This is a genomic window from Halomonas rhizosphaerae (assembly GCF_030012485.1).
Taxonomy (GTDB): domain Bacteria; phylum Pseudomonadota; class Gammaproteobacteria; order Pseudomonadales; family Halomonadaceae; genus Halomonas; species Halomonas rhizosphaerae.
On sequence record NZ_JASCQQ010000028.1, the window covers coordinates 23,753 to 42,937 of the forward strand.

A 19,185-nucleotide genomic window follows, 5' to 3' on the forward strand; every position below is an offset into this window, starting at 1 on the left:
CCCCTGGCGCCCCTCGTTCGGGTCAGTGAGGACCGCTCTAAGGCGTTGTGGGTAGCTGCCAGTCGATGGGCTCACGCCCGTGCTCGGCCAGAAAGGCGTTGGCCCGGGAAAAGTGGTGGTTGCCGAAAAAGCCGCGGTGGGCGGAGAGCGGTGAGGGATGCGGCGATTCCAGCACCAGGTGGCGCGACGTATCGACCAGCGCCTTCTTCTTGCGTGCGGGGCTGCCCCACAGCAGGAATACCGAGGGTTCGGCATGCTCGCTCACTGTGGCGATGGCGCGGTCGGTGAAGGTTTCCCAACCCTTGCCACGGTGCGAGCCGGCATTGCCCTGCTCCACCGTCAACGAGGTGTTGAGCAACAATACCCCCTGGCGTGCCCAATGCTCGAGGTTGCCGTGATCCACCGGCTGGAAGCCCACGTCTGCCTGCAGTTCCTTGTAGATGTTGACCAGCGACGGGGGGACGCGCACGCCCGGGCGCACCGAGAAACACAGCCCATGGGCCTGGTTCGGTCCGTGATAGGGATCCTGTCCGAGAATCACCACCTTGACCCGATCCAGCGGCGTCAGATCGAAGGCGCGAAACCAGTCCGCCGAGTGCGGATAGATCACCTTCCTGGCGGCCTTCTCGGCGGCCAGGAAGTCGCGCAGCGCCTGCATGTAGGGCGCCTCGAACTCGTCGCCCAGCCACTGTTGCCAGCTGTCGGGAAGTGGACAGGCCATGGGTCAGCGCTTCGCCTGGTCGACCAGCGGCTCGACGTAGGCCACACCCATGTCCCAGGGGAACTGGATCCAGCAGTCCTGGGCCACCTCGGTGAGGTACTGGTCGACCAGCGGCTTGCCCTCGGGCTTGGCATAGATGGTCACGAAGTGGGCCTTCGGCAGCATCTCGCGCACGGTCTTGGCGGTGCGGCCGGTATCGACCAGGTCATCGACCAGCAGCCAGCCCTCCCCTTCGTGATCGACGCCCTTCATCACCTCCAGGCCGCCCTGATCCATGTGATCGTAGCTCTTGATGCAGACGGTATCGATCAGGCGCACATTGAGTTCACGGGCGATCAGTGCTGCAGGAATCAGCCCCCCGCGGGTGATGGCGATGATGCCCTTGAAGTCACGCTCGATCAGACGATGGCAGAGTTCGCGCACGTCGCGATGCAGCTGATCCCAGGAAACGGTGAAGTGCTGGTGGTAGCGATGGGTGCTCATGAGGTTCACTCGTCCTCGGTGAAGGAACAGACCGAGAAGACCCCGTAGCCCGCTTCACGGATGCGCTGGGACCCGCCCAGGTCCGGCAGGTCGACGACGGTGGCGGTCTCGACGACCTGCCCGCCGCTGCGGGTGATCAGCTTGGCCGCGGCCAGCATGGTGCCGCCGGTGGCGATCAGGTCATCGACGATCAGGATGCGATCCCCCTGCTGGAAGGCATCGGAGTGCAGCTCCACCTCGGCCTCGCCGTACTCCAGGGTATAGGTTTCGCTGATGGTGCGGAACGGCAGCTTGCCCTTCTTGCGCACCGGCACGAAGCTGCAGCCCAGCTCGTAGGCGAGCGGCGCACCGATGATGAAGCCGCGGGCATCGATGGCGGCGATGGCGTCGAGGTCCATCTCCTGGTAGCGATGCACAAAGCTGTCGACCAGCTTGCGGAAGGCCGCACTGTTCTGCAGCAGCGGGGTAATGTCGCGGAAGTTGACGCCCGGCTGCGGCCAGTCGGGGACCGTGCGGATCACGGACTTGATGTAGTCGCCGTAGATGCTCATCAATACGAGTCTCGGTGAGTGAGTGCAGTCAGTAGGTTCAGTCGAGGAACAGGAACTTGCCGGCAAACAGCAGGGCCAGCACGATCACCGCGGGGTTCAGGTCCTTGAAGCGCCCGGAGAGCGTCTTGATCGCAGCGTAGCTGATGAAACCCAGCGCGATGCCCTCGGCGATCGAGAAGGTCAGCGGCATGGCAAGTGCAGCGATCAGCACCGGCGCGGCGTCTGTCGGGTCATCCCAGTTGGCATGGGCCAGGCTGCCGGCCATCAGCACCGCCACATAGAGCAGGGCCCCGGCGGTCGCGTAGGCCGGGATGGAGCCCGCCAGCGGGGCAAAGAACAGGCTGATCAGGAACAGCACCGCCACCACCACGGCAGTCAGGCCCGTGCGCCCGCCGGAGGCGATGCCGGCAGTGGACTCGATATAGCTGGTGGTGGTGGAGGTGCCCAGCACCGCGCCAGCCATGGACGCGCCACTGTCGGCCATCATCGCGCGACCGATGCGCGGCAGCTTGCCGTCCTTGTCCAGCAGGCCACCCTTGTGGGCCACGCCGACCAGGGTGCCGGAAGTGTCGAAGAGGTCAACGAACAGGAAGGCGAAGATCACGCTGAGCATCGCCACGTCCAGGGCGCCGGCCAGGTCCAGCGCCATGAAGGTCGGCGCGATGGCGGGCGGCATGGACATGAAGCCACCGAACTCGTTGTGGCCAAGGACCATCGCCAGCACGGTGACGCCGAGGATGCCGATCATCACCGCCCCGGTGACCTTGAGGTAGGCCAGTGCGGTGATCACGAAGAAGCCCAGAAGCGCATAAAGGGCAGCGGGCTCGGAGAGATCCCCCAGGGCCACGTAGGTGGCCTCATTGGCCACCACGATGCCGGCATTCTTCAGCGCGATCATCGCCAGGAAGAGCCCGATACCGGCGGCTATCCCTAAGCGCAGGGAGAGCGGGATCGAGTTGATGATCCACTCGCGGACCTTGAAGATGCTGAGCAGGAAGAAGATGAAGCCGGAGAAGAAGACCGCGCCCAGCGCTGCCTCCCAGGTGTACCCCATGCCCAGTACCACGCCGTAGGTGAAGAAGGCGTTGAGGCCCATGCCGGGCGCCTGGGCGATCGGGTAGTTGGCCCACAGACCCATGATCAGGCAGCCCACCGCGGCGGCCAGGCAGGTGGCGACGAAGACCGCGCCGTAGTCCATGCCGGCCTCGGAGAGGATGCTCGGGTTGACGAAGATGATATAGGCCATGGTCAGGAAGGTGGTGATCCCGGCGATGACCTCGGTCTTCACATCGGTCTTGTGCTCGACCAGCTTGAACTGGTTGTCGATCAGGCGTTTCAGCATGGTTATCGTTCCTGCGCGCGTGGACGTTGCGATGGTCCTGGGGTGCGAGAAAGCCCGCGAGAAAAGCCGCCTATGGTACCCAAAGCCTCGGCGTGTGGCGAGGCGCCCGGGTGACCACAGGCAGCACGGTCCCACCTAGTTAAGCAACTTGCGGGCCATTCGCCACCCGACCCACCAACGAAGACTTGACGGAACGGTCAGGTTCTATCGTTCGTATCACACGCCTCGCGCTTCCAGTACCCGCTCCACCGTCTCGACGATGGCTTGGGTCTGGGGATCGATCTCGATATTGATGGCGTCACCCGGAACCCGATCCACCAGAATGGTACGAGCCAGGGTCTCGGGAATCAGGTCGACGCAGAACCGCGGGCCGTGGTCAGTGGTGGCCGATTGCACCTGCCCGATGGTCAGGCTGATACCGTCCACCCCGATGTAGCCCTTGTCGAACAGGAAGCGGCCCAGCGCATGGGGCACCTCGAACCAGAGGCGGCGATTGTTGGGGGCCTCGTCGAGCTCGACCAGCTCGGCCAGGGCCATCACGTGGCCGGACATGGCATGGCCGCCGATCTCGTCGCCGAAGCGCGCCGCCCGCTCGATATTGACGCGGTCGCCCACCGTGATCGCACCAAGATTGGTCACCCGCAGGGTCTCGCGCATCAGGTCGAAACTGACCCGCTCGCCATCGATGGCGGTGACCGTGAGACAGACCCCGTTGTGGGCCACCGAAGCGCCCAGCACCAGGCCCTCGCGCAGCTCTGCCGGCAGCGCCAGCACATGGGTACGAAAGGCCTCCGCCTCATGGATGGCCACCACCTCGGCGGTGCCCTGTACGATGCCTGTGAACATGAACGCTCCTCGTGCTGGCCGACCGCGACCGGGCCGGAGAAAGATCGCCAGTCTAGGAAACCCCGGGGACGACGTCCATGGCAGCAAGGGGCAAGGGGCAAGGAGAAAGGAGTGAGATGCGAAGAGCAAGTGCCAGCCTCCAACGACAGCCACGCCACCACGAATATGTTCCAGCATTATGCCGTAAGGCAGGAAATCCCACCAGAGCAAAGCGTTCTTAACGACATCATCTCCCATTCTCATTGACATACGGTCGTTCGAAACCTAGGATAGGCAGCTACATTTTAAAGGCGCCGATTTGTACCCGGATTGCGGGCGCCGACGTCGCGGACCGTCCCCGAGGCAGCCCACGGCGTGAAGTGCAGCTAAAAGGGTGTGTCCAGCGTTGATGGCCACCCGCCAGGGTGGCCTTTTTTTCGTGCCTGCCCACTGCCCCGCCCGCCCGATGCTCGACCGGCGCCCCACCGGCGGCTGTGATGATTCGACTCCACGACGTTTCCAAGACTTACTACCCCAGGGGGCGGCGCAGCAGCGCCTCGGCCGTGACGGCACTCAAGCATGCCGACCTCCACGTCCCCCAAGGCCAGATCCATGGCGTGATCGGCCTCTCCGGTGCCGGCAAGTCCACTCTCATCCGCTGCGTGAACCTGCTCGAGCGCCCCACGACCGGCACCGTCACCGTGGACGGCCAGGAGCTGACGGCCCTCTCCGGCGCGGCGCTCAACCAGGCTCGCCACCGCATCGGCATGATCTTCCAGCACTTCAACCTGCTGACTTCACGCACGGTCTTCGCCAACGTGGCCCTGCCGCTGGAGCTGATGGGCATGAAGCGCGGCGAGATCCGTGAGCGGGTCACGCCCCTGCTGGAACTGGTGGGCCTGGCCGACAAGGCGAAGCAGTACCCGGCACAGCTCTCGGGCGGCCAGAAACAGCGCGTGGCCATCGCCCGGGCACTGGCCAGCCGCCCCAAGGTGCTGCTCTGCGACGAGGCCACCTCGGCCCTGGACCCCCACACCACCGGATCGATCCTCGACCTGCTGCGCGACATCAACCAGAAGCTCGGCCTGACTATCCTGCTGATCACCCACGAGATGGAAGTGGTCAAGTCTATCTGCCATCGGGTCAGCCTGATCTCCGACGGCGAGCTGGTCGAGGAGGCCGACGTGGGTGACTTCTTCACCGCACCGCGCACCCGCCTGGGACGCGACTTCCTCAACGATTTCCTGGAGCTCGACCCGCCGCGCGCCCTGATCGAGCGCCTCGAGGAGACCCCCGGGCCACACAGCCATCCGGTGGTTCGCCTGGCCTTCTCGGGCGACGCCGTCTCGACCCCGCTGATCTCGCGACTGGCCCGGGAGTGCGGCGTGGACGTCAGCATCCTCCAGGCCAAGGTGGAGTCGATCCAGGAGCGCACCCTGGGGCTGATGATCGCCGAACTGATGGGCCCGGCGGAGAAGACCCGCGAAGCCCTCGACTATCTCGAATCCCACGACCTGCAGGTGGAGGTGCTCGGCCATGTCCAGCGCGATGATTGACCTGATTCTCAAGGCCACCCTGGATACGCTCTACATGGTGGGCGTGTCGGGTGTGATCTCGGCCCTGGTGGGCATCCCGCTGGGCGTGCTGCTCTACGTCACCCGGCCGCGACAGATACTGGCCGAGCCGACGCTCAACCGGGTGCTGGGGGCGATTACCAATATCGGTCGCTCGATCCCCTTCATCATCCTGATGGTGGCGATCATCCCCTTCACGCGGATGCTGGTCGGCTCGTCGATCGGCACCAATGCCGCCGCCGTGCCCCTGACCATTGCCGCCATCCCCTTCGTGGCGCGCCTGGTGGAGGGCGCCCTCAACGAGATTCCCCCAGGACTGGTCGAGGCCGCCCAGTCCATGGGCGCCACGCCTTGGCAGATCATCACCAAGGTGCTGGTCCCCGAGGCGCGCGGCGGCATCTTCACCGCACTCACGGTGACCGCGGTCACCCTGGTCAGCTACTCGGCCATGGCCGGTGCCGTGGGCGGCGGCGGCCTGGGCGACCTGGGCATCCGCTATGGCTACAACCGCTTCAATCCCACCATCATGCTGATCACCGTGGTCATCCTGGTGGTGATGGTCCAGGGCTTCCAGAGCCTGGGCGATTATCTGGTGCGAAAGAGCGACCACAAGTGATTCTTTCGGATTGATAACCAAAATGCATTACAGTTTCTCTGGTTATTCCACTATCATCGTGACCGAGTCTGCGACACCTTTAACGAGGAGAACCACAACATGCGCAAGAGCCTGATCGGCACCCTGGCGGCCTCCGCCCTGACCCTCGGCGCCGGCACCGCCCTGGCCGACGAGCATTCCATCAAGGTCGGCACCGTGGCGGGGCCCGAGACCGACGTCATGCAGGTGGCCGCCGAGATTGCCCAACGCGAGTACGGCCTCGAGGTCGAGATCATCGAGTTCACTGACTATGTGACACCCAATGCCGCCCTGGCTGACGGCAGCCTCGACGCCAACGCCTACCAGCATGAGCCCTACATGCGCTCCATGGTCGAGGACCGCGGCTACGACTTCGCCATCGCCGGCTATACCTTCGTGTACCCGATCGGCGCCTACTCCGAGAAGTACGACAGCATCGAGGAACTTCCGGACGGGGCCACCATCGCCCTGCCCAACGACCCCTCCAACGAGGGTCGGTCACTGATCCTGATGCACAACGAGGGGCTGATCGAGCTCAACGATCCGGAATTCCTGGAAGCGACCCCGCTGGACATCGCCGAGAACCCGCGTGACTTCGAATTCCGCGAGATCGAGGCCGCCCAGCTGCCCCGCGTGCTGCCCGACGTGGACATGGCCTTCATCAACAACACCTTCGCCCAGCCGGCCGGGCTGAGCCTGGACGACGCCCTGATCAAGGAGGGCGCGGAGTCTCCCTACGTCAACCTGATCGTGGTGCGCGGTGGTGACGAGGAGCGCAAGGCCATCCAGCAGCTGGTCAAGGCCTACCAGACCGAGGAGGTCGAGGCCAAGGCAGACGAACTGTTCGGACCACAGGCTGTTCCCGGCTGGAAGTAAGGCAACTCGATTGCCTGCCGCGAGGCGCGCCGGGGGCAAGCCGTAGAGGAGGTCCTACGCCAGGGATGGCGTCGGTAGCGCCCAGGGACGGGTTCACAGCGCCTCCTCGAAGGCTTGACCACGGGTCAGCCCCGAGCGAAACCACGATTCGAGATAGCTAAAGGGCCGGCCACTGTGCCGGCCCCTTTCGTTAAAGGAGCCACCATGACACCGGACTACCCCTTGCTGGCCCGCCAGCTCGAGGCCCTGCTCGATACGCCCGACTGGCTGACCAACAGTGCCCAGACCTGCGCCTTCCTGATGCAGGAGCTCCCCGACCTCAACTGGGTCGGCTTCTACCTGCAGCGTCAGCCGGAGATGCTCTCGCTGGGCCCCTTCCAGGGCAAGCCAGCCTGCCATCCGATCCCCTTCACGAAGGGCGTCTGTGGTGCCGCTGCCCGCACGCGCGAGACCCAGCGCGTGGCGGATGTGCATGCCGTGGCCGACCATATCGCCTGCGATGCGGACTCCCGGGCCGAACTGGTGGTGCCCATCGTGGTCAATGACCGGCTGTGGGGGGTATTGGACCTGGACAGCCCAAGGCAGGACCGCTTCAGCGACGCCGACCAGGCGGGCATCGAGCGGTTGGTGGCAGTGTTCATCGAGAAAACCGCCCTGCCCCAATAGAGAAACGCCCCGCAGCCGAGGGCTGCGGGGCGTTTCGGTATCTGGTAGGACCAGGCGGATTTGAACCGCCGACCTCCACGATGTCAACGTGGCGCTCTAACCAACTGAGCTATGGTCCTGAAGCTGTCGTCACCGGGCGAGTTGTGGTAGGACCAGGCGGATTTGAACCGCCGACCTCCACGATGTCAACGTGGCGCTCTAACCAACTGAGCTATGGTCCTGCATCACCGCTGCGGCATGACTTCGCCGTGGCAACGGATGCGTATTCTACCCATCCGCCCCCGAAATGCAAGCCCGGCATCGCCACTCAATGGCGGCGAATCAGCACCTTGACCCAGCTTCACGCTACTGGGTGCGGACCCGCTCGACGGCTTCCTTCCAGCCGGCGTAGAGACGCTCGCGTTCCGACTCTTCCATCTGTGGCGTGAAACGCCGCTCGCAGCGCCACAGTTCGGCGATCTCGTCGAGGTCGCGATACCAGCCGAGGCGGAGACCTGCCAGGTAGGCGGCCCCCAGAGCCGTCGTCTCCAGCACCGTGGGGCGATCCACCTGGACGCCCAGCATATCGGCGAGGAACTGCATCACCCAGTTATTCGCCACCATGCCACCGTCGACCCGCAAGATGCCCGGCGATGCCGACATGTCATCGTCCATGCAGACCTGCAGGTCGCGCGTCTGGTAGCAGACCGCCTGGAGGCCGGCGGCAACGATCTCAGCAATGCCGGTGTCGCGGGTCAGGCCGAAGATGGCACCGCGCGCCTTCGGGTCCCAGTGCGGCGCCCCGAGGCCGGTAAAGGCCGGTACCAGATAGACGCTATGACCGCTGCGCGTCTGGCACGCCAGGGCTTCGGTCTCGGCGGCATCGGCAAACAGCTGAAGGCCATCGCGCAGCCACTGCACCGTGGCCCCGGCGACGAAGATGCTGCCCTCCATGGCGTAGGTCGGCTTGCCGTTCAGCCGATAGGCCACCGTGGTCAGCAGGCGATTGCGAGAGGTCTCGGCGGTCTCTCCGGTGTTGACGATCATGAAGCAGCCGGTGCCATAGGTACTCTTGCCCATGCCGGGCGAGAAGCAGGCCTGGCCAACCAATGCGGCCTGCTGGTCACCCGCCACCCCGGCGATGGGCAGTTCGCCCCCCAGCCAGCGGCCATCGACCACGCCGAAGTCATCGCTGGAATCCTTGACCTCGGGCAGCAGACTGGCCGGAATGTCGAACAGGGCCAGCAGTTCTTTGTCCCAGCGCTGCTCATGAATATTGAACAGGGCGGTGCGCGAGGCGTTGGTGGCATCGGTGGCGTGTACCCGACCGTCGGTGAGTCGCCAGATCAGGAAGGTGTCCACGGTACCGAAAGCCAGCTCGCCCCGCTCGGCCCGCGCCCGAGCATCGGGCACTTCATCGAGCAGCCAGGCGAGCTTGGTGGCCGAGAAGTAGGGGTCGATCAGTAGCCCGGTCCGCGCCTGAACGTCCTCCAGGTGGCCCGCCTCCCGGAGCTGACAGCAGGCCTCGTCGGTGCGACGATCCTGCCAGACGATGGCGTTGTGCAACGGCTCGCCGGTGACCCGATCCCACAACAGGGTGGTCTCGCGCTGATTGGTGATGCCGACCCCGGCGATCTCCTCGGGCGACACGCCCGTCTCGGCGAGCACTTCACGGCAGGTGGTGAGCACGGTCTCCCAGATGTCCTTCGGGTCATGCTCGATCCAGCCGTCATGGGGAAAATGCTGGGGGAATTCGCGCTGCGCCGAGGCGACGCTGCGCCCCTGGCGGTCGAAGAGGATGGCGCGGGAGCTGGTGGTGCCCTGGTCGATGGCCAGTAGATATGAAGCCATGGCAAGCATCCTGATTGTGGTTGTAGTGGCGTGCGGATTTCGGTTTTAAACGCTAATGTTCGTTTATGATCATCCAGACTACTCCAGCCGACCGCCCCGCTCAAATTCCCGGACGCCGGAGCCACTACGACTTTGGATGAATCTAGAGGACCGACCAGGCTATCGCAGTTGGCCTTAGCGAGGGGCGCCGGGGGCAGGCCGAAGAGGAGATCCTACGCCAGGGATGGCGTCGGTAGCGCCCATGGAGGGGTTTACAGCGCCTCCTCGCAGGCCTGCAGCCGGATCAGCCCCCCAGTGCTGGAATCTGTCATAGCTCTTGGAGAACAGAACCGATTTCTGCAGCGTCCGAGACGATGACGTAAAATCCGGGAAGCCAAGGAGATTCCATGAACCAGCAGCAACGCCAGGACGCCATCATCGAGCTGGTGCGCCGCCAGGGCTATGCCAGCATCGAGCAGCTCACCGAGCACTTCACGGTCACCCCCCAGACCATTCGCCGCGACCTCAACACCCTCTCCGCCGAAGGGCGCATCCGCCGGGTCCATGGTGGAGCAGGCCTGGAGTCGAGCACCGTCAATACCGCCTACTCGACCCGCAAGACCCTCAACCTCGAGGCCAAGCAACGCATTGCTGCCCTGCTCGCCCGGCACATCCCCGACCACTCGTCGCTGTTCATCAATATCGGCACCAGCAACGAGGTGATCGCCGAGGCGCTGCTCGACCATCAGGGGCTGGAGGTGATCACCAACAACCTCAACGTGGCGGCGATCCTCCAGCACAAGGAGGACTTCAACGTGATCATCGCCGGCGGCCAGGTGCGCTCCCGCGACGGCGGCATCATCGGCGAGGCGACCATCGACTTCATCAACCAGTTCAAGGTTGACTACGGCATCATCGGCATCAGCGGCATCGACGAGGATGGGTCCCTGCTGGAATTCGACTATCAGGAAGTGCGTGTCGCCCAGGCCATCATCCGCAATTCCCGCAAGATCTTCCTGGCCACCGACCACTCCAAGTTCCAGCGCAACCCGGTGGTCCGCCAGGGCAACCTGGCACAGCTTGACGCCCTGTTCACCGACCGCGAGCCGCCCGAGGCCATCCTGCGGCTGCTGAAGCAGCACGACGTGACGCTGCATATCGCCTGACACCGCACACGGCAGCCTTTTTCTATTGCCCCTCAGCCCTGCCTGCAAGCCAGGGGCGCCATGACGCGCCTTGATGTTCGCTTTGTTTTCGTCTATTTTCGATATCAAACATCATCGACGTCCGGGTCAGCGCTGGACGGGAGACTCCATGAGCGACAAGTCGAACGAGGTGCTCGACCTCTTCGTGATCGGCGGCGGTATCAATGGCACCGGCATTGCCAACGATGCTGCAGGACGCGGCCTGGCGGTAGGCCTGTGCGAGCAGGGGGATCTCGCCGGCGCCACCTCCTCGGCGAGCAGCAAGCTGATCCACGGCGGCCTGCGCTACCTGGAACACCATGAATTCCGCCTGGTGCGCGAGGCACTTCGCGAGCGCGAGGTGTTGCTCGCCAAGGCCCCGCACATCATCTGGCCACTGCGCTTCATCCTTCCCCACCGCCCCCACCTGCGCCCGGCCTGGATGCTGCGCGCCGGCCTGTTCCTCTACGACCACCTCGGCAAGCGCGAGAAGCTCCCGGGGTCACGGGGAGTCAGGCTCACCGCGCACCAGGGCCTTGCTCCCGGCATCACCCGTGGCTTCGAGTACTCGGACTGCTGGGTGGATGATGCCCGTCTGGTGGTCCTCAACGCCATCCAGGCTCGCGACAACGGCGCCGAGATCCAGGTCCGCACACGCTGTATCGGGGCCCGCGAGATTGACGGCCAGTGGGAAGTGGAACTCGAGGAGATAGATTCGGGCCATCGGCTGACCCGCCGCTGCCGGACACTGATCAACGCCGCCGGCCCCTGGGTGGAGCAGGTAGTGAGCCGCCAGGCCAGGCGGCAGTCGCGATATGGCGTGCGCTTGATCCAGGGCAGCCATCTGATCGTGCCTCGCCTGAATCACGATGAGCGGGCCTATATCCTCCAGAACACCGACCGGCGCATCGTCTTCGTGCTGCCCTACGAGGAAGACTTCAGCCTGATCGGCACCACCGACCGGCGCTTTGAGGGCGACCCGTCGCGCGTCGAGACCAGCGAGGAGGAAATCGACTATCTGCTCTCGGTCGTCAACGCCCACTTCCGCATCCAGCTTTCTCGGGACGCCGTAATCCGCACCTTCTCCGGCGTGCGCCCGCTGTGCGACGACGAATCGGCCGAACCCTCGGCCATGACGCGCGACTACACCCTCGACCTGGACACCCGTGGTGCCCCCTTGCTTTCGGTCTTCGGCGGCAAGATCACCACCTATCGCAAGCTTGCCGAGGCTGCCCTTGCGGCGCTAGAGCCCCACCTGCCGGCGATGGCCGCCCCCTGGACTGCCGAAACGCCACTGCCGGGCGGCGACATTGGTGACCAGGCCACCTTCGAGTCACAACTGCTGGAGGCCTACCCCTTCCTGGATGCCGCGCAGGCCCGGCGCTTTGCTCGCTCCTATGGCTCGCTATGCCGGGAGTTCCTGGACGGCAGGGACTCCCAGTACGCCCTGGGGCAGGCATTTGGCGCCGGGCTGACCGCGGCCGAAGTGGACTATCTGATCGAGCAGGAATGGGCGCGCTCGCTCGAGGACATCCTGTGGCGGCGTACCAAGCTGGCCCTGCGTCTCAATGCGGTCGAGACTCGGCGCCTGGGGGAGTACCTGGAGGAACGGCTGGCTCGCCAGAGCCTCCCCCCTACCCCATCGAAGCCATCTACCCGGGTGCATCCCCGCGCAGCTCGATCCCGACCGCGACGCACGGCCTGAGATCAGGCGCCAAAGAAAAGAAATCACAGAACGGTGACGCTGGCCGGCGCGAGCGGATCCCGCTCGCGATGCTGGCTAAGCTCGCGGCCCTCCAAGGCAGTCAGCAGGATCTGCAGTGGATCCCCGTGACTGACCAGCAGGATGGTTTCCCCCGCATGGTGCTGCTCCAGGTCGGCGATCAGCTCCGTCATGCGCGCGGCCACCTCTGCGACGGCCTCGACGCCGGCATGGCGGTGCGCCGGGTCACGGGCGTCCCGTGCCCAGACCTCGGCATAGCGGTGATCTCCCTCACCCTCGAACGCACCGAAGTGGCGTTCCCGCAGCCGCGTATCGGCCTCGCACCGCAGGCCGAAGTGCTGCGCGATACGGGCTGCCGTCTCGGTGGTGCGACGGAAGTCCGAATGCAGGATCCGGGCGGGGATCGCCCAGCACCAGTCGGACAGCAGCCCATCGAGTTGCTCCCGGCCCCGGGACGAGAGGCCGAAGCCAGCCAGCCCATGCTCCGGCGTGCTGATGATCAGCCCCTGCTGGTTGGCCAGGCTGTGACCATGGCGCATGAGCAGGTAGCGGTTATGCCAGTGGCCTGACGCCGCGGGGAAAGTGTTTGACATAGTTTTGTCACGAACTCTAGATTGGAAAGGGTTATTCGGAATCAATCATCGACATGTCGAGATCCGAACGTCCTGCACAACAATAATCTCACGAGGCACGCCATGATCCATCATCCCCTCCGGTCTCGAAAGCACCCACTCACCACGCTGGCCCTCTCCTCGCTGTTGCCGCTTGCCCTGCTGGCCGCCACTCAGGTCCAGGCACAGGACGATTGCGAGCGTGGCGCTCTGGATGACATCTACTGCGACGAGAACGGCGACATGGTCGCCGACCGCCCGGCCGACGAATCCGAGTGGGCCGACCCCGACACCCTGATCTTCGCCTATACCCCGGTCGAGGATCCGGCGATCTATTCCGATATCTGGCAACCCTTCATCGACCACCTGCAGGACGTCACCGGACGCGACGTACGCTTCTTTGCCGTGCAATCCAACTCGGCCCAGGTCGAGGCGATGCGCAGCGGTCGCCTGCATATCGCCGGCTTTTCCACCGGCCCGACGCCTTTCGCCGTCAACCTGGCCGGGGCCGTCCCCTTCGCCCTGATGGGCTCGGATGACGGCCAGTTCGGCTATACCCTCCAGCTCTATACCCACGTCGACTCCGGCATCGACGAGATGGCTGACCTCAAGGGCAAGCGCGTCGCCCATACCTCGCCCACCTCCAACTCCGGCAACCAGGCGCCGCGAGCCCTGTTCCCCGAAGAGGGCATCGTCCCCGACGAGGACTACGAGGTCATCTACTCAGGCAGCCACGACCAGTCCATGCTGGGGGTGGTGGCCCAGGACTACGATGCGGCACCGGTAGCCTCGGAAGTGGTCGATCGGATGGCCGCCCGCGACCTCTATGACCCGGAGGACGTCAAGATCATCTACGAGTCCGACCGCTTCCCGACCACGTCCTACACCTATGCCCACAACCTGCATCCCGATCTGGTCGACAAGATCGAGGAGGCCTTCTTCAGCTTCGCGTTCGCCGGCACCGAACTGGGGGAGGAGTTCGAGGGGGTCGAGAAATTCATCCCCATCAACTACCAGGAGCACTGGAAGGTCATCCGTACCATCCAGGAGGCCAACGGGGTCGAGTACACCCCCGACAACCTCGAGTAATCCACGCCTGGCAGCACGACGCCGGCCTTCCCTCGAAGGCCGGCGTCGCTGTCTCGTTGATCCTTCGCCCTCCGGGACTCGCCGATGCTAGAGATATCCAACCTGATCAAGCGTTACGGCCACGATGATCCTGTGCTCAAGGGGCTTGATCTGAGCGTCGAGGACAACAGCGTGGTCGCCATCGTCGGTGCCTCGGGCGCCGGCAAGAGCACCATGCTTCGATGCATCAACCGCCTCGTGGAACCCACCTCGGGGTCGATCAAGCTCAACGGCACCGAACTCGTCAATCTCCGACACCGTGACCTGCGACGAGCTAGACGCAAGATCGGCATGGTCTTCCAGGGCTTCAACCTGATCGATCGCCTCACGGTAATGGAGAACGTGCTGGCCGGCCGACTCGGCTACGTCAGCCTCTTCCAGGCCATTACCCGCCGCTATCCAACCGCGGATATCGAGCGGGCCTTCGTGCTGATGGAGCGAGTGGGCATCGCCCACTATGCCAACAAGCGCGCCGACGAACTCTCCGGCGGAGAACGCCAGCGGGTCGGCGTGGTCCGCGCCCTCATGCAGGAACCGGAGGTGCTGCTGGCCGACGAGCCAACGGCCTCGCTGGACCCGCGCACCTCCGAGCAGATCATGGTGCTGCTGCAAAGCCTGGCCAGCGAACTGTCGCTGCCGGTGCTGATCAACATTCACAATGTGGCCCAGGCCAGGGCCTATACCGACCGTATCGTCGGCTTGCGCCACGGCACCATGATCTTCGATGGCACTCCCGCCGACTTCGACAAGGAGGCGTTGGATGCCATCTATGGTGGCATCGAGTCGCCGGAGGATGAGAGTGCCACCCCGCAGGCTGCCCCTGGAAAGGCTGAACGGGAGATCCGCCATGACCAGGCCTGACACCAGCCGGGCAACGACGTCGCGGACGTGGCGCAAGCCGCCCTTCATTGCGAACCCCGTCATGCGTTATGGCATGCTGCTGGTGGTGGTCGTCTATCTGGTGTGGGCCTTCGCCACCCTGCCCTTCAACTGGGAGCGCATCAGCGAAGGGTTGCCTCGGGCAGCGCGCATCTTCGGCGGCGGCTTCCCGCCGAGCTTTTCGCGCTTCGACCTGCTGCTGACCGGCTTCACGGAGAGCCTTCAGATCGCCATCCTGGCCACCCTGCTCGGGGTGTTGCTGTCGATTCCTTTCGCGGTGATGGCGGCACGCAACATCGCACCCCTGCCTGTCTACCTGGTGGGGCGCGCGGTGATCATCGTCTCGCGCAGTTTCCATCCGGTAATCGTCGCCATCCTCTTCGTCGCCGCGGTGGGCTTCGGTCCCCTGGCAGGCATCCTGACCCTGACCCTCTACTCCATCGGCTTCGTCGGCAAGCTGCTCGCCGAGGAGATCGAGGAAATCGACTGGGGCCAGGTGGAGGCCATGCGCGCCACGGGCGCCGGCTATCTGGCAACGCTCTACTATGCCGTCTTCCCGCAGATCCTGCCGCGCCAGGTAGGACTCTCCATGTACCAGCTCGACAGCAACCTGCGTGCCTCTGCGGTGGTGGGTATCGTCGGGGCGGGTGGCATCGGCAGCACCCTGATGAATGCCTTCGGGCGCTACGACTATGACTTCGCCTTTGCCATCCTGCTGGTGATCATCGCGGTGATCCTGGTCAGCGAAGGCGTCAGCGGCTGGGTAAGGAAGAAGATATGGTAGAGGACGCCGACCTGCTCGCCGATCGTATCTGGCGACGCTACAACCGCAGGGAGCAGCTCATCCGTTACGGCGTAATGCTGGTGACGCTGATGCTGGTCGTCTGGGCGGTGCGCGACATCGACATCTTCTGGCCCTGGGTATGGGATGCCCCCAACCAGATCTCGAGCCTTGGGGCACGCATGTGGCCGCCGGATCCGAGCCGCCTCGGCGAGATCGTCAATGCCATGATCGAGACCGTGCATATCGCCACGCTCGCCACCCTGCTGACGATCTTTATCGCCCTGCCGGTCTCCTACATCGCCGCCCAGAACACCACACCCAACCGTGCCTGCCTGTGGCTGGGGCGCTTCATCCTGGTCTCGAGCCGCTCGGTGAACACCATCATCTGGGCGCTGCTGTTCGTGGCGATCTTCGGCCCCGGGGTGTTGGCCGGGATACTGGCCATCATGTTCCGCTCGGTGGGCTTCATCGGCAAGCTGATGGGCGAGGCCATCGAGGAGATCGACCGCCGCCCGGTGGAGGCCATGGAAGCGACCGGCGCCTCCAAGGCGAAAGTGATCGCCTATGCCGTCGTCCCCCAGGTGATGCCGGCCTTCTTCGCCATCGTCATCCTGCGCTGGGACATCAACATTCGCGAGTCCACGGTACTGGGGCTGGTCGGGGCTGGCGGTATCGGCGTGATCCTGCAGGGCTCCATCGACACCTTCGCCTGGCAGACGGTGGCCACCATCCTGATCGCCATCATCGTGCTGGTGCTGATCGGCGAGGCCATCACCGGCCTGCTGCGCCGCAAGGCGCTCTAGACATTCACGACCCGGCATTCACGGCCGATGGCATGCGGAGTAGGCTGGGAACGGGACGTCACTGAGGCCACAGGGAGGTCATGTCGTGCTCTCGATTGTGCTTGCGGTGATCGCCACCGCACTGCTGGTGGTCACCTTGGTGGCGCGATCGCCGCTGACCTGGTGGTGGATCCGTGCCTGCGAGTTTCCACGCCTGCAGCTCGCCGCACTGGCGGCGGTGACCGCTCTGCTCTCCCTGCTGGCCACCCCGCCCTGGTCGTGGGTCGCGATGGCGTCGAGCCTTATCACCCTCGCGCTTCAGACGGCCCGTATCCTGCCCTGGACGCCGTTCTGGCCGGTGCAGGTCCAGCGCACCGAGCCGGGACAGGAGAGCCGATGCCTGACGCTGCTGATCGCCAATGTACTGACCACCAATCGCAACGCCGAGACGCTGACCCGGCTTATCCATCAACATCGGCCCGACCTGGTCTTGACCCTGGAATCCGACGCCTGGTGGCAGGAGAAGCTCGACGGGGCATTGCATGAGGACTGGCCCCATGCGGTGCGGGTGCCACTGGACAACCTCTACGGCATGCACCTCTATGCCCGGCGGCCGCTGGTCGACCCCGAGGTCCAGTGGCTTATTCAGGACGATATCCCCTCGATCCATACCGGCGTCACGCTACCTAGCGGTGAGGTCGTCCAGCTGCATGCCGTGCATCCCCGCCCGCCGGCCCCCAACGAGAGCGAGGAGTCGCTGTGGCGCGATGCCGAGCTGCTGCTGGTGGGCAAGGCAATTCACGAGGACCCGGTGCCCACTCTGGTGGCCGGTGACCTGAACGACGTGGCCTGGTCACGCACCACTCGGCTCTTCTGTCGAGTCAGCGGCATGCTTGATCCCCGCCGCGGGCGCGGCATGTACAGCACCTTCCACGCCAGCTATCCCCTGCTGCGCTGGCCGCTGGACCACGTATTCGTCAGCGAGCACTTCACTCTAAAAGCCATGCAGCGCCTGCCACACATCGGTTCCGACCACTTCCCGATGCTGGCCACCCTCTGTTACCGCCCCTCCCGCGCCGACGAGCACGAGACACCCGAGGCCGACGGGCAGGAGCACCGCGACGCCCGGGAGACCATCAAGGAGGGCAAGGAGCGCGACCAGCAGGAGTGAGCGCTATTCCGGTACCCCGCCTCGCGTCAGCGTCGCGGGGTCGAGAAGTCGTTCAAGCTCCGCTCTGGACAGTTCGGTCTGCTCCTCGGCCACCTCGATGATCGGCCGTCCGGCCTGGTAAGCGTGCTTGGCGATGGCCGCCGCAGCGTCGTAACCGATCACCGCGTTCAGCGCCGTGACCAGGATGGGGTTGCGCGCCAGCGGACCCTCGAGGTGGTCGTGGCGCACCTTGAAAGTAGCGATGGCGCGATCGGCCAGCAGCCGGCTGGTATTGGTCATCAAGGTGATCGAGGTCAGCAGGTTGTTGGCGACCAGCGGCAGCATGACATTCAGCTGAAAGTTGCCGCTCTGCCCGGCCACCGTCACCGCCGTGTCGAGCCCGATCACCTGGGCGGCGGCCTGGGCAGCCGACTCGGGGATCACCGGATTGACCTTGCCAGGCATGATCGAGCTACCGGGCTGCAGGGCCTCGAGCTCGATCTCGCCGAGCCCGGCCAGAGGCCCGGAGTTCATCCAGCGCAGGTCGTTGGCGATCTTCATCACCACGCAGGCCAGCCCCCTTAACTGTCCAGAGAGTTCCACCGCGGCATCCTGAGAAGCGAGGCTGGCGAAGAAGCTGTCATTGGGCGAGAACGACAGCCCCGTCTGCTCGCTCAGGTCCCGCGCCATGCGTTCGGCGAACTCGGGATGGGCATTGATGCCGGTGCCTACCGCCGTACCGCCCTGGGCCAGTCGACAGAGTCGCACCAGGGCGCTGTCCAGGCGCTCGATGGCCTGCCCCACCTGGCTCGACCAGCCGCCCAGCTCCTGATCCATGCGCAGCGGCATGGCATCCATCAGGTGGGTACGCCCGGTCTTGACCACGTCCTCGAGCTCCAAGGCGCGCGCGTCAATGCTCTCGCGAAGGTGCTCCAGCGCCGGGCGCAGCTGGCTGGTCACTGCCAGCGCGGCGGAGACATGGATCGCCGTGGGAATCACGTCGTTGCTCGACTGCCCCATGTTGACGTGGTCGTTGGCGCCGACTTCCACCCCGTCGCGGCTGGCTCGTCTGGCGATTACCTCGTTGACGTTCATGTTGCTGGAGGTGCCCGAGCCGGTCTGGAAGACGTCCACCGGGAACTGGTCGTCGAGGTGGCCCGCAAGGATCGCCTCGGCGGCGGCAACGATCTCCCGGGACCGAGCGTCGTCGAGGAGGCCCAGCTCGCGGTTGACCCGGGCCGCCGCCAGCTTGATCCGGGCGATGGCGTGGATGAAGGCCGTCGGCATCGGCTGGCCCGAGACCGGAAAATTGTTGACGGCGCGCTGGGTCTGGGCACCGTAGAGGGCCTCCCTCGGCACCTCCAGCTCACCCATGCTGTCGCGCTCGATGCGATGGTCGCTCATGTCCGGCTCCTCATGTTCGGGATGGATGATGCTCCATTCAACATGGTGTCCAGCAGACC

General features: G+C 64.9%; 19 protein-coding genes and 2 tRNA genes. 11 read left to right on the forward strand and 10 right to left on the reverse strand.

Annotation, left to right across the window (positions count from 1 at the left end):
- Positions 1–37: 37 nt before the first annotated feature.
- The 5 genes from ung to QLQ86_RS13120 all read right to left on the reverse strand — a co-directional run bounded on the left by ung (position 38) and on the right by QLQ86_RS13120 (position 3,943).
- Positions 38–721, reverse strand: coding sequence for a uracil-DNA glycosylase (gene ung, locus QLQ86_RS13100; protein ID WP_282817240.1), 684 nt, complete (start codon positions 719–721; stop codon positions 38–40).
- Between the two features lie 3 nt (positions 722–724).
- Positions 725–1,204, reverse strand: coding sequence for a xanthine phosphoribosyltransferase (gpt, locus tag QLQ86_RS13105; RefSeq protein ID WP_282735341.1), 480 nt, complete (start codon positions 1,202–1,204; stop codon positions 725–727).
- Between the two features lie 5 nt (positions 1,205–1,209).
- On the reverse strand, positions 1,210–1,755 hold the full coding sequence (locus QLQ86_RS13110; protein ID WP_282735342.1) for an adenine phosphoribosyltransferase: 546 nt from the start codon (positions 1,753–1,755) through the stop codon (positions 1,210–1,212).
- Between the two features lie 37 nt (positions 1,756–1,792).
- Positions 1,793–3,097 (reverse strand): NCS2 family permease, encoded by a 1,305-nt coding sequence (locus QLQ86_RS13115; RefSeq protein ID WP_282735343.1) that lies wholly within the window; start codon positions 3,095–3,097, stop codon positions 1,793–1,795.
- Between the two features lie 216 nt (positions 3,098–3,313).
- Positions 3,314–3,943 carry a riboflavin synthase subunit alpha gene (locus QLQ86_RS13120; protein ID WP_282817241.1) on the reverse strand — a complete coding sequence of 210 codons (630 nt, stop codon included), beginning with the start codon at positions 3,941–3,943 and terminating at the stop codon, positions 3,314–3,316.
- 476 nt (positions 3,944–4,419) lie between these two features.
- Here QLQ86_RS13120 and QLQ86_RS13125 point away from each other — a divergent pair, with 476 nt between their 5' ends.
- The 4 genes from QLQ86_RS13125 (at position 4,420) to QLQ86_RS13140 (ending at position 7,672) form a co-directional block, all read left to right on the forward strand.
- A complete protein-coding gene (locus QLQ86_RS13125) occupies positions 4,420–5,478 on the forward strand; it encodes a methionine ABC transporter ATP-binding protein (RefSeq protein ID WP_282817242.1) in 1,059 nt (352 codons plus the stop codon).
- The gene (locus tag QLQ86_RS13130; RefSeq protein ID WP_280548073.1) at positions 5,459–6,112 is read left to right on the forward strand and encodes a methionine ABC transporter permease; all 654 of its coding nucleotides are present in this window, start codon (positions 5,459–5,461) and stop codon (positions 6,110–6,112) included. The genes QLQ86_RS13125 and QLQ86_RS13130 overlap by 20 nt, the downstream gene beginning before the upstream one ends.
- A 99-nt stretch (positions 6,113–6,211) precedes the next feature.
- Entirely contained in the window at positions 6,212–7,006 is a 795-nt protein-coding gene (locus QLQ86_RS13135; protein WP_282735347.1) for a MetQ/NlpA family ABC transporter substrate-binding protein, read from the forward strand.
- A gap of 204 nt (positions 7,007–7,210) precedes the next feature.
- On the forward strand, positions 7,211–7,672 hold the full coding sequence (locus tag QLQ86_RS13140; RefSeq protein WP_282817243.1) for a GAF domain-containing protein: 462 nt from the start codon (positions 7,211–7,213) through the stop codon (positions 7,670–7,672).
- A gap of 42 nt (positions 7,673–7,714) precedes the next feature.
- Here the strand turns inward: QLQ86_RS13140 and QLQ86_RS13145 are convergent.
- The 3 genes from QLQ86_RS13145 to glpK form a co-directional block, all read right to left on the reverse strand.
- Positions 7,715–7,791: transfer RNA gene (locus tag QLQ86_RS13145), tRNA-Val, on the reverse strand.
- Positions 7,792–7,816: 25 nt separating this feature from the next.
- Positions 7,817–7,893: transfer RNA gene (locus QLQ86_RS13150), tRNA-Val, on the reverse strand.
- A 124-nt stretch (positions 7,894–8,017) separates the two neighbouring features.
- Positions 8,018–9,502 (reverse strand): glycerol kinase GlpK, encoded by a 1,485-nt coding sequence (gene glpK / locus QLQ86_RS13155; protein WP_282817244.1) that lies wholly within the window; start codon positions 9,500–9,502, stop codon positions 8,018–8,020.
- Between the two features lie 386 nt (positions 9,503–9,888).
- On the opposite strand from glpK, the gene QLQ86_RS13160 reads away from it, so the two are divergent.
- Entirely contained in the window at positions 9,889–10,647 is a 759-nt protein-coding gene (locus QLQ86_RS13160) for a DeoR/GlpR family transcriptional regulator (RefSeq protein ID WP_282735350.1), read from the forward strand.
- A gap of 148 nt (positions 10,648–10,795) precedes the next feature.
- A complete protein-coding gene (glpD, locus tag QLQ86_RS13165; protein ID WP_282817245.1) occupies positions 10,796–12,370 on the forward strand; it encodes a glycerol-3-phosphate dehydrogenase in 1,575 nt (524 codons plus the stop codon).
- A gap of 23 nt (positions 12,371–12,393) precedes the next feature.
- On the opposite strand, the gene QLQ86_RS13170 is transcribed toward glpD, so the two are convergent.
- Positions 12,394–12,981: a histidine phosphatase family protein gene (locus QLQ86_RS13170; RefSeq protein ID WP_282817246.1), complete on the reverse strand. Its 588-nt coding sequence runs from the start codon at positions 12,979–12,981 to the stop codon at positions 12,394–12,396.
- A 102-nt stretch (positions 12,982–13,083) separates the two neighbouring features.
- Between QLQ86_RS13170 and phnD the strand changes: the two genes are divergently transcribed.
- From phnD to QLQ86_RS13195, 5 genes are all read left to right on the forward strand, one after another.
- Complete coding sequence (gene phnD, locus QLQ86_RS13175; RefSeq protein ID WP_282817247.1) at positions 13,084–14,088, forward strand: phosphate/phosphite/phosphonate ABC transporter substrate-binding protein; 1,005 nt, start codon at positions 13,084–13,086, stop codon at positions 14,086–14,088.
- 84 nt (positions 14,089–14,172) lie between these two features.
- A complete protein-coding gene (gene phnC, locus QLQ86_RS13180; protein WP_282817248.1) occupies positions 14,173–14,988 on the forward strand; it encodes a phosphonate ABC transporter ATP-binding protein in 816 nt (271 codons plus the stop codon).
- Positions 14,975–15,790, forward strand: coding sequence for a phosphonate ABC transporter, permease protein PhnE (gene phnE / locus QLQ86_RS13185; protein WP_282817249.1), 816 nt, complete (start codon positions 14,975–14,977; stop codon positions 15,788–15,790). Before phnC ends, phnE (QLQ86_RS13185) begins: the two co-directional genes overlap by 14 nt.
- Positions 15,784–16,593: a phosphonate ABC transporter, permease protein PhnE gene (gene phnE / locus QLQ86_RS13190; RefSeq protein WP_282817250.1), complete on the forward strand. Its 810-nt coding sequence runs from the start codon at positions 15,784–15,786 to the stop codon at positions 16,591–16,593. Before phnE (QLQ86_RS13185) ends, phnE (QLQ86_RS13190) begins: the two co-directional genes overlap by 7 nt.
- A gap of 85 nt (positions 16,594–16,678) precedes the next feature.
- Positions 16,679–17,743 (forward strand): endonuclease/exonuclease/phosphatase family protein, encoded by a 1,065-nt coding sequence (locus QLQ86_RS13195; protein ID WP_282817251.1) that lies wholly within the window; start codon positions 16,679–16,681, stop codon positions 17,741–17,743.
- Positions 17,744–17,746: 3 nt separating this feature from the next.
- Here QLQ86_RS13195 and QLQ86_RS13200 read toward each other — a convergent pair whose 3' ends face one another.
- A complete protein-coding gene (locus tag QLQ86_RS13200; RefSeq protein ID WP_282817252.1) occupies positions 17,747–19,126 on the reverse strand; it encodes a class II fumarate hydratase in 1,380 nt (459 codons plus the stop codon).
- Between the last annotated feature and the right edge of the window lie 59 nt (positions 19,127–19,185).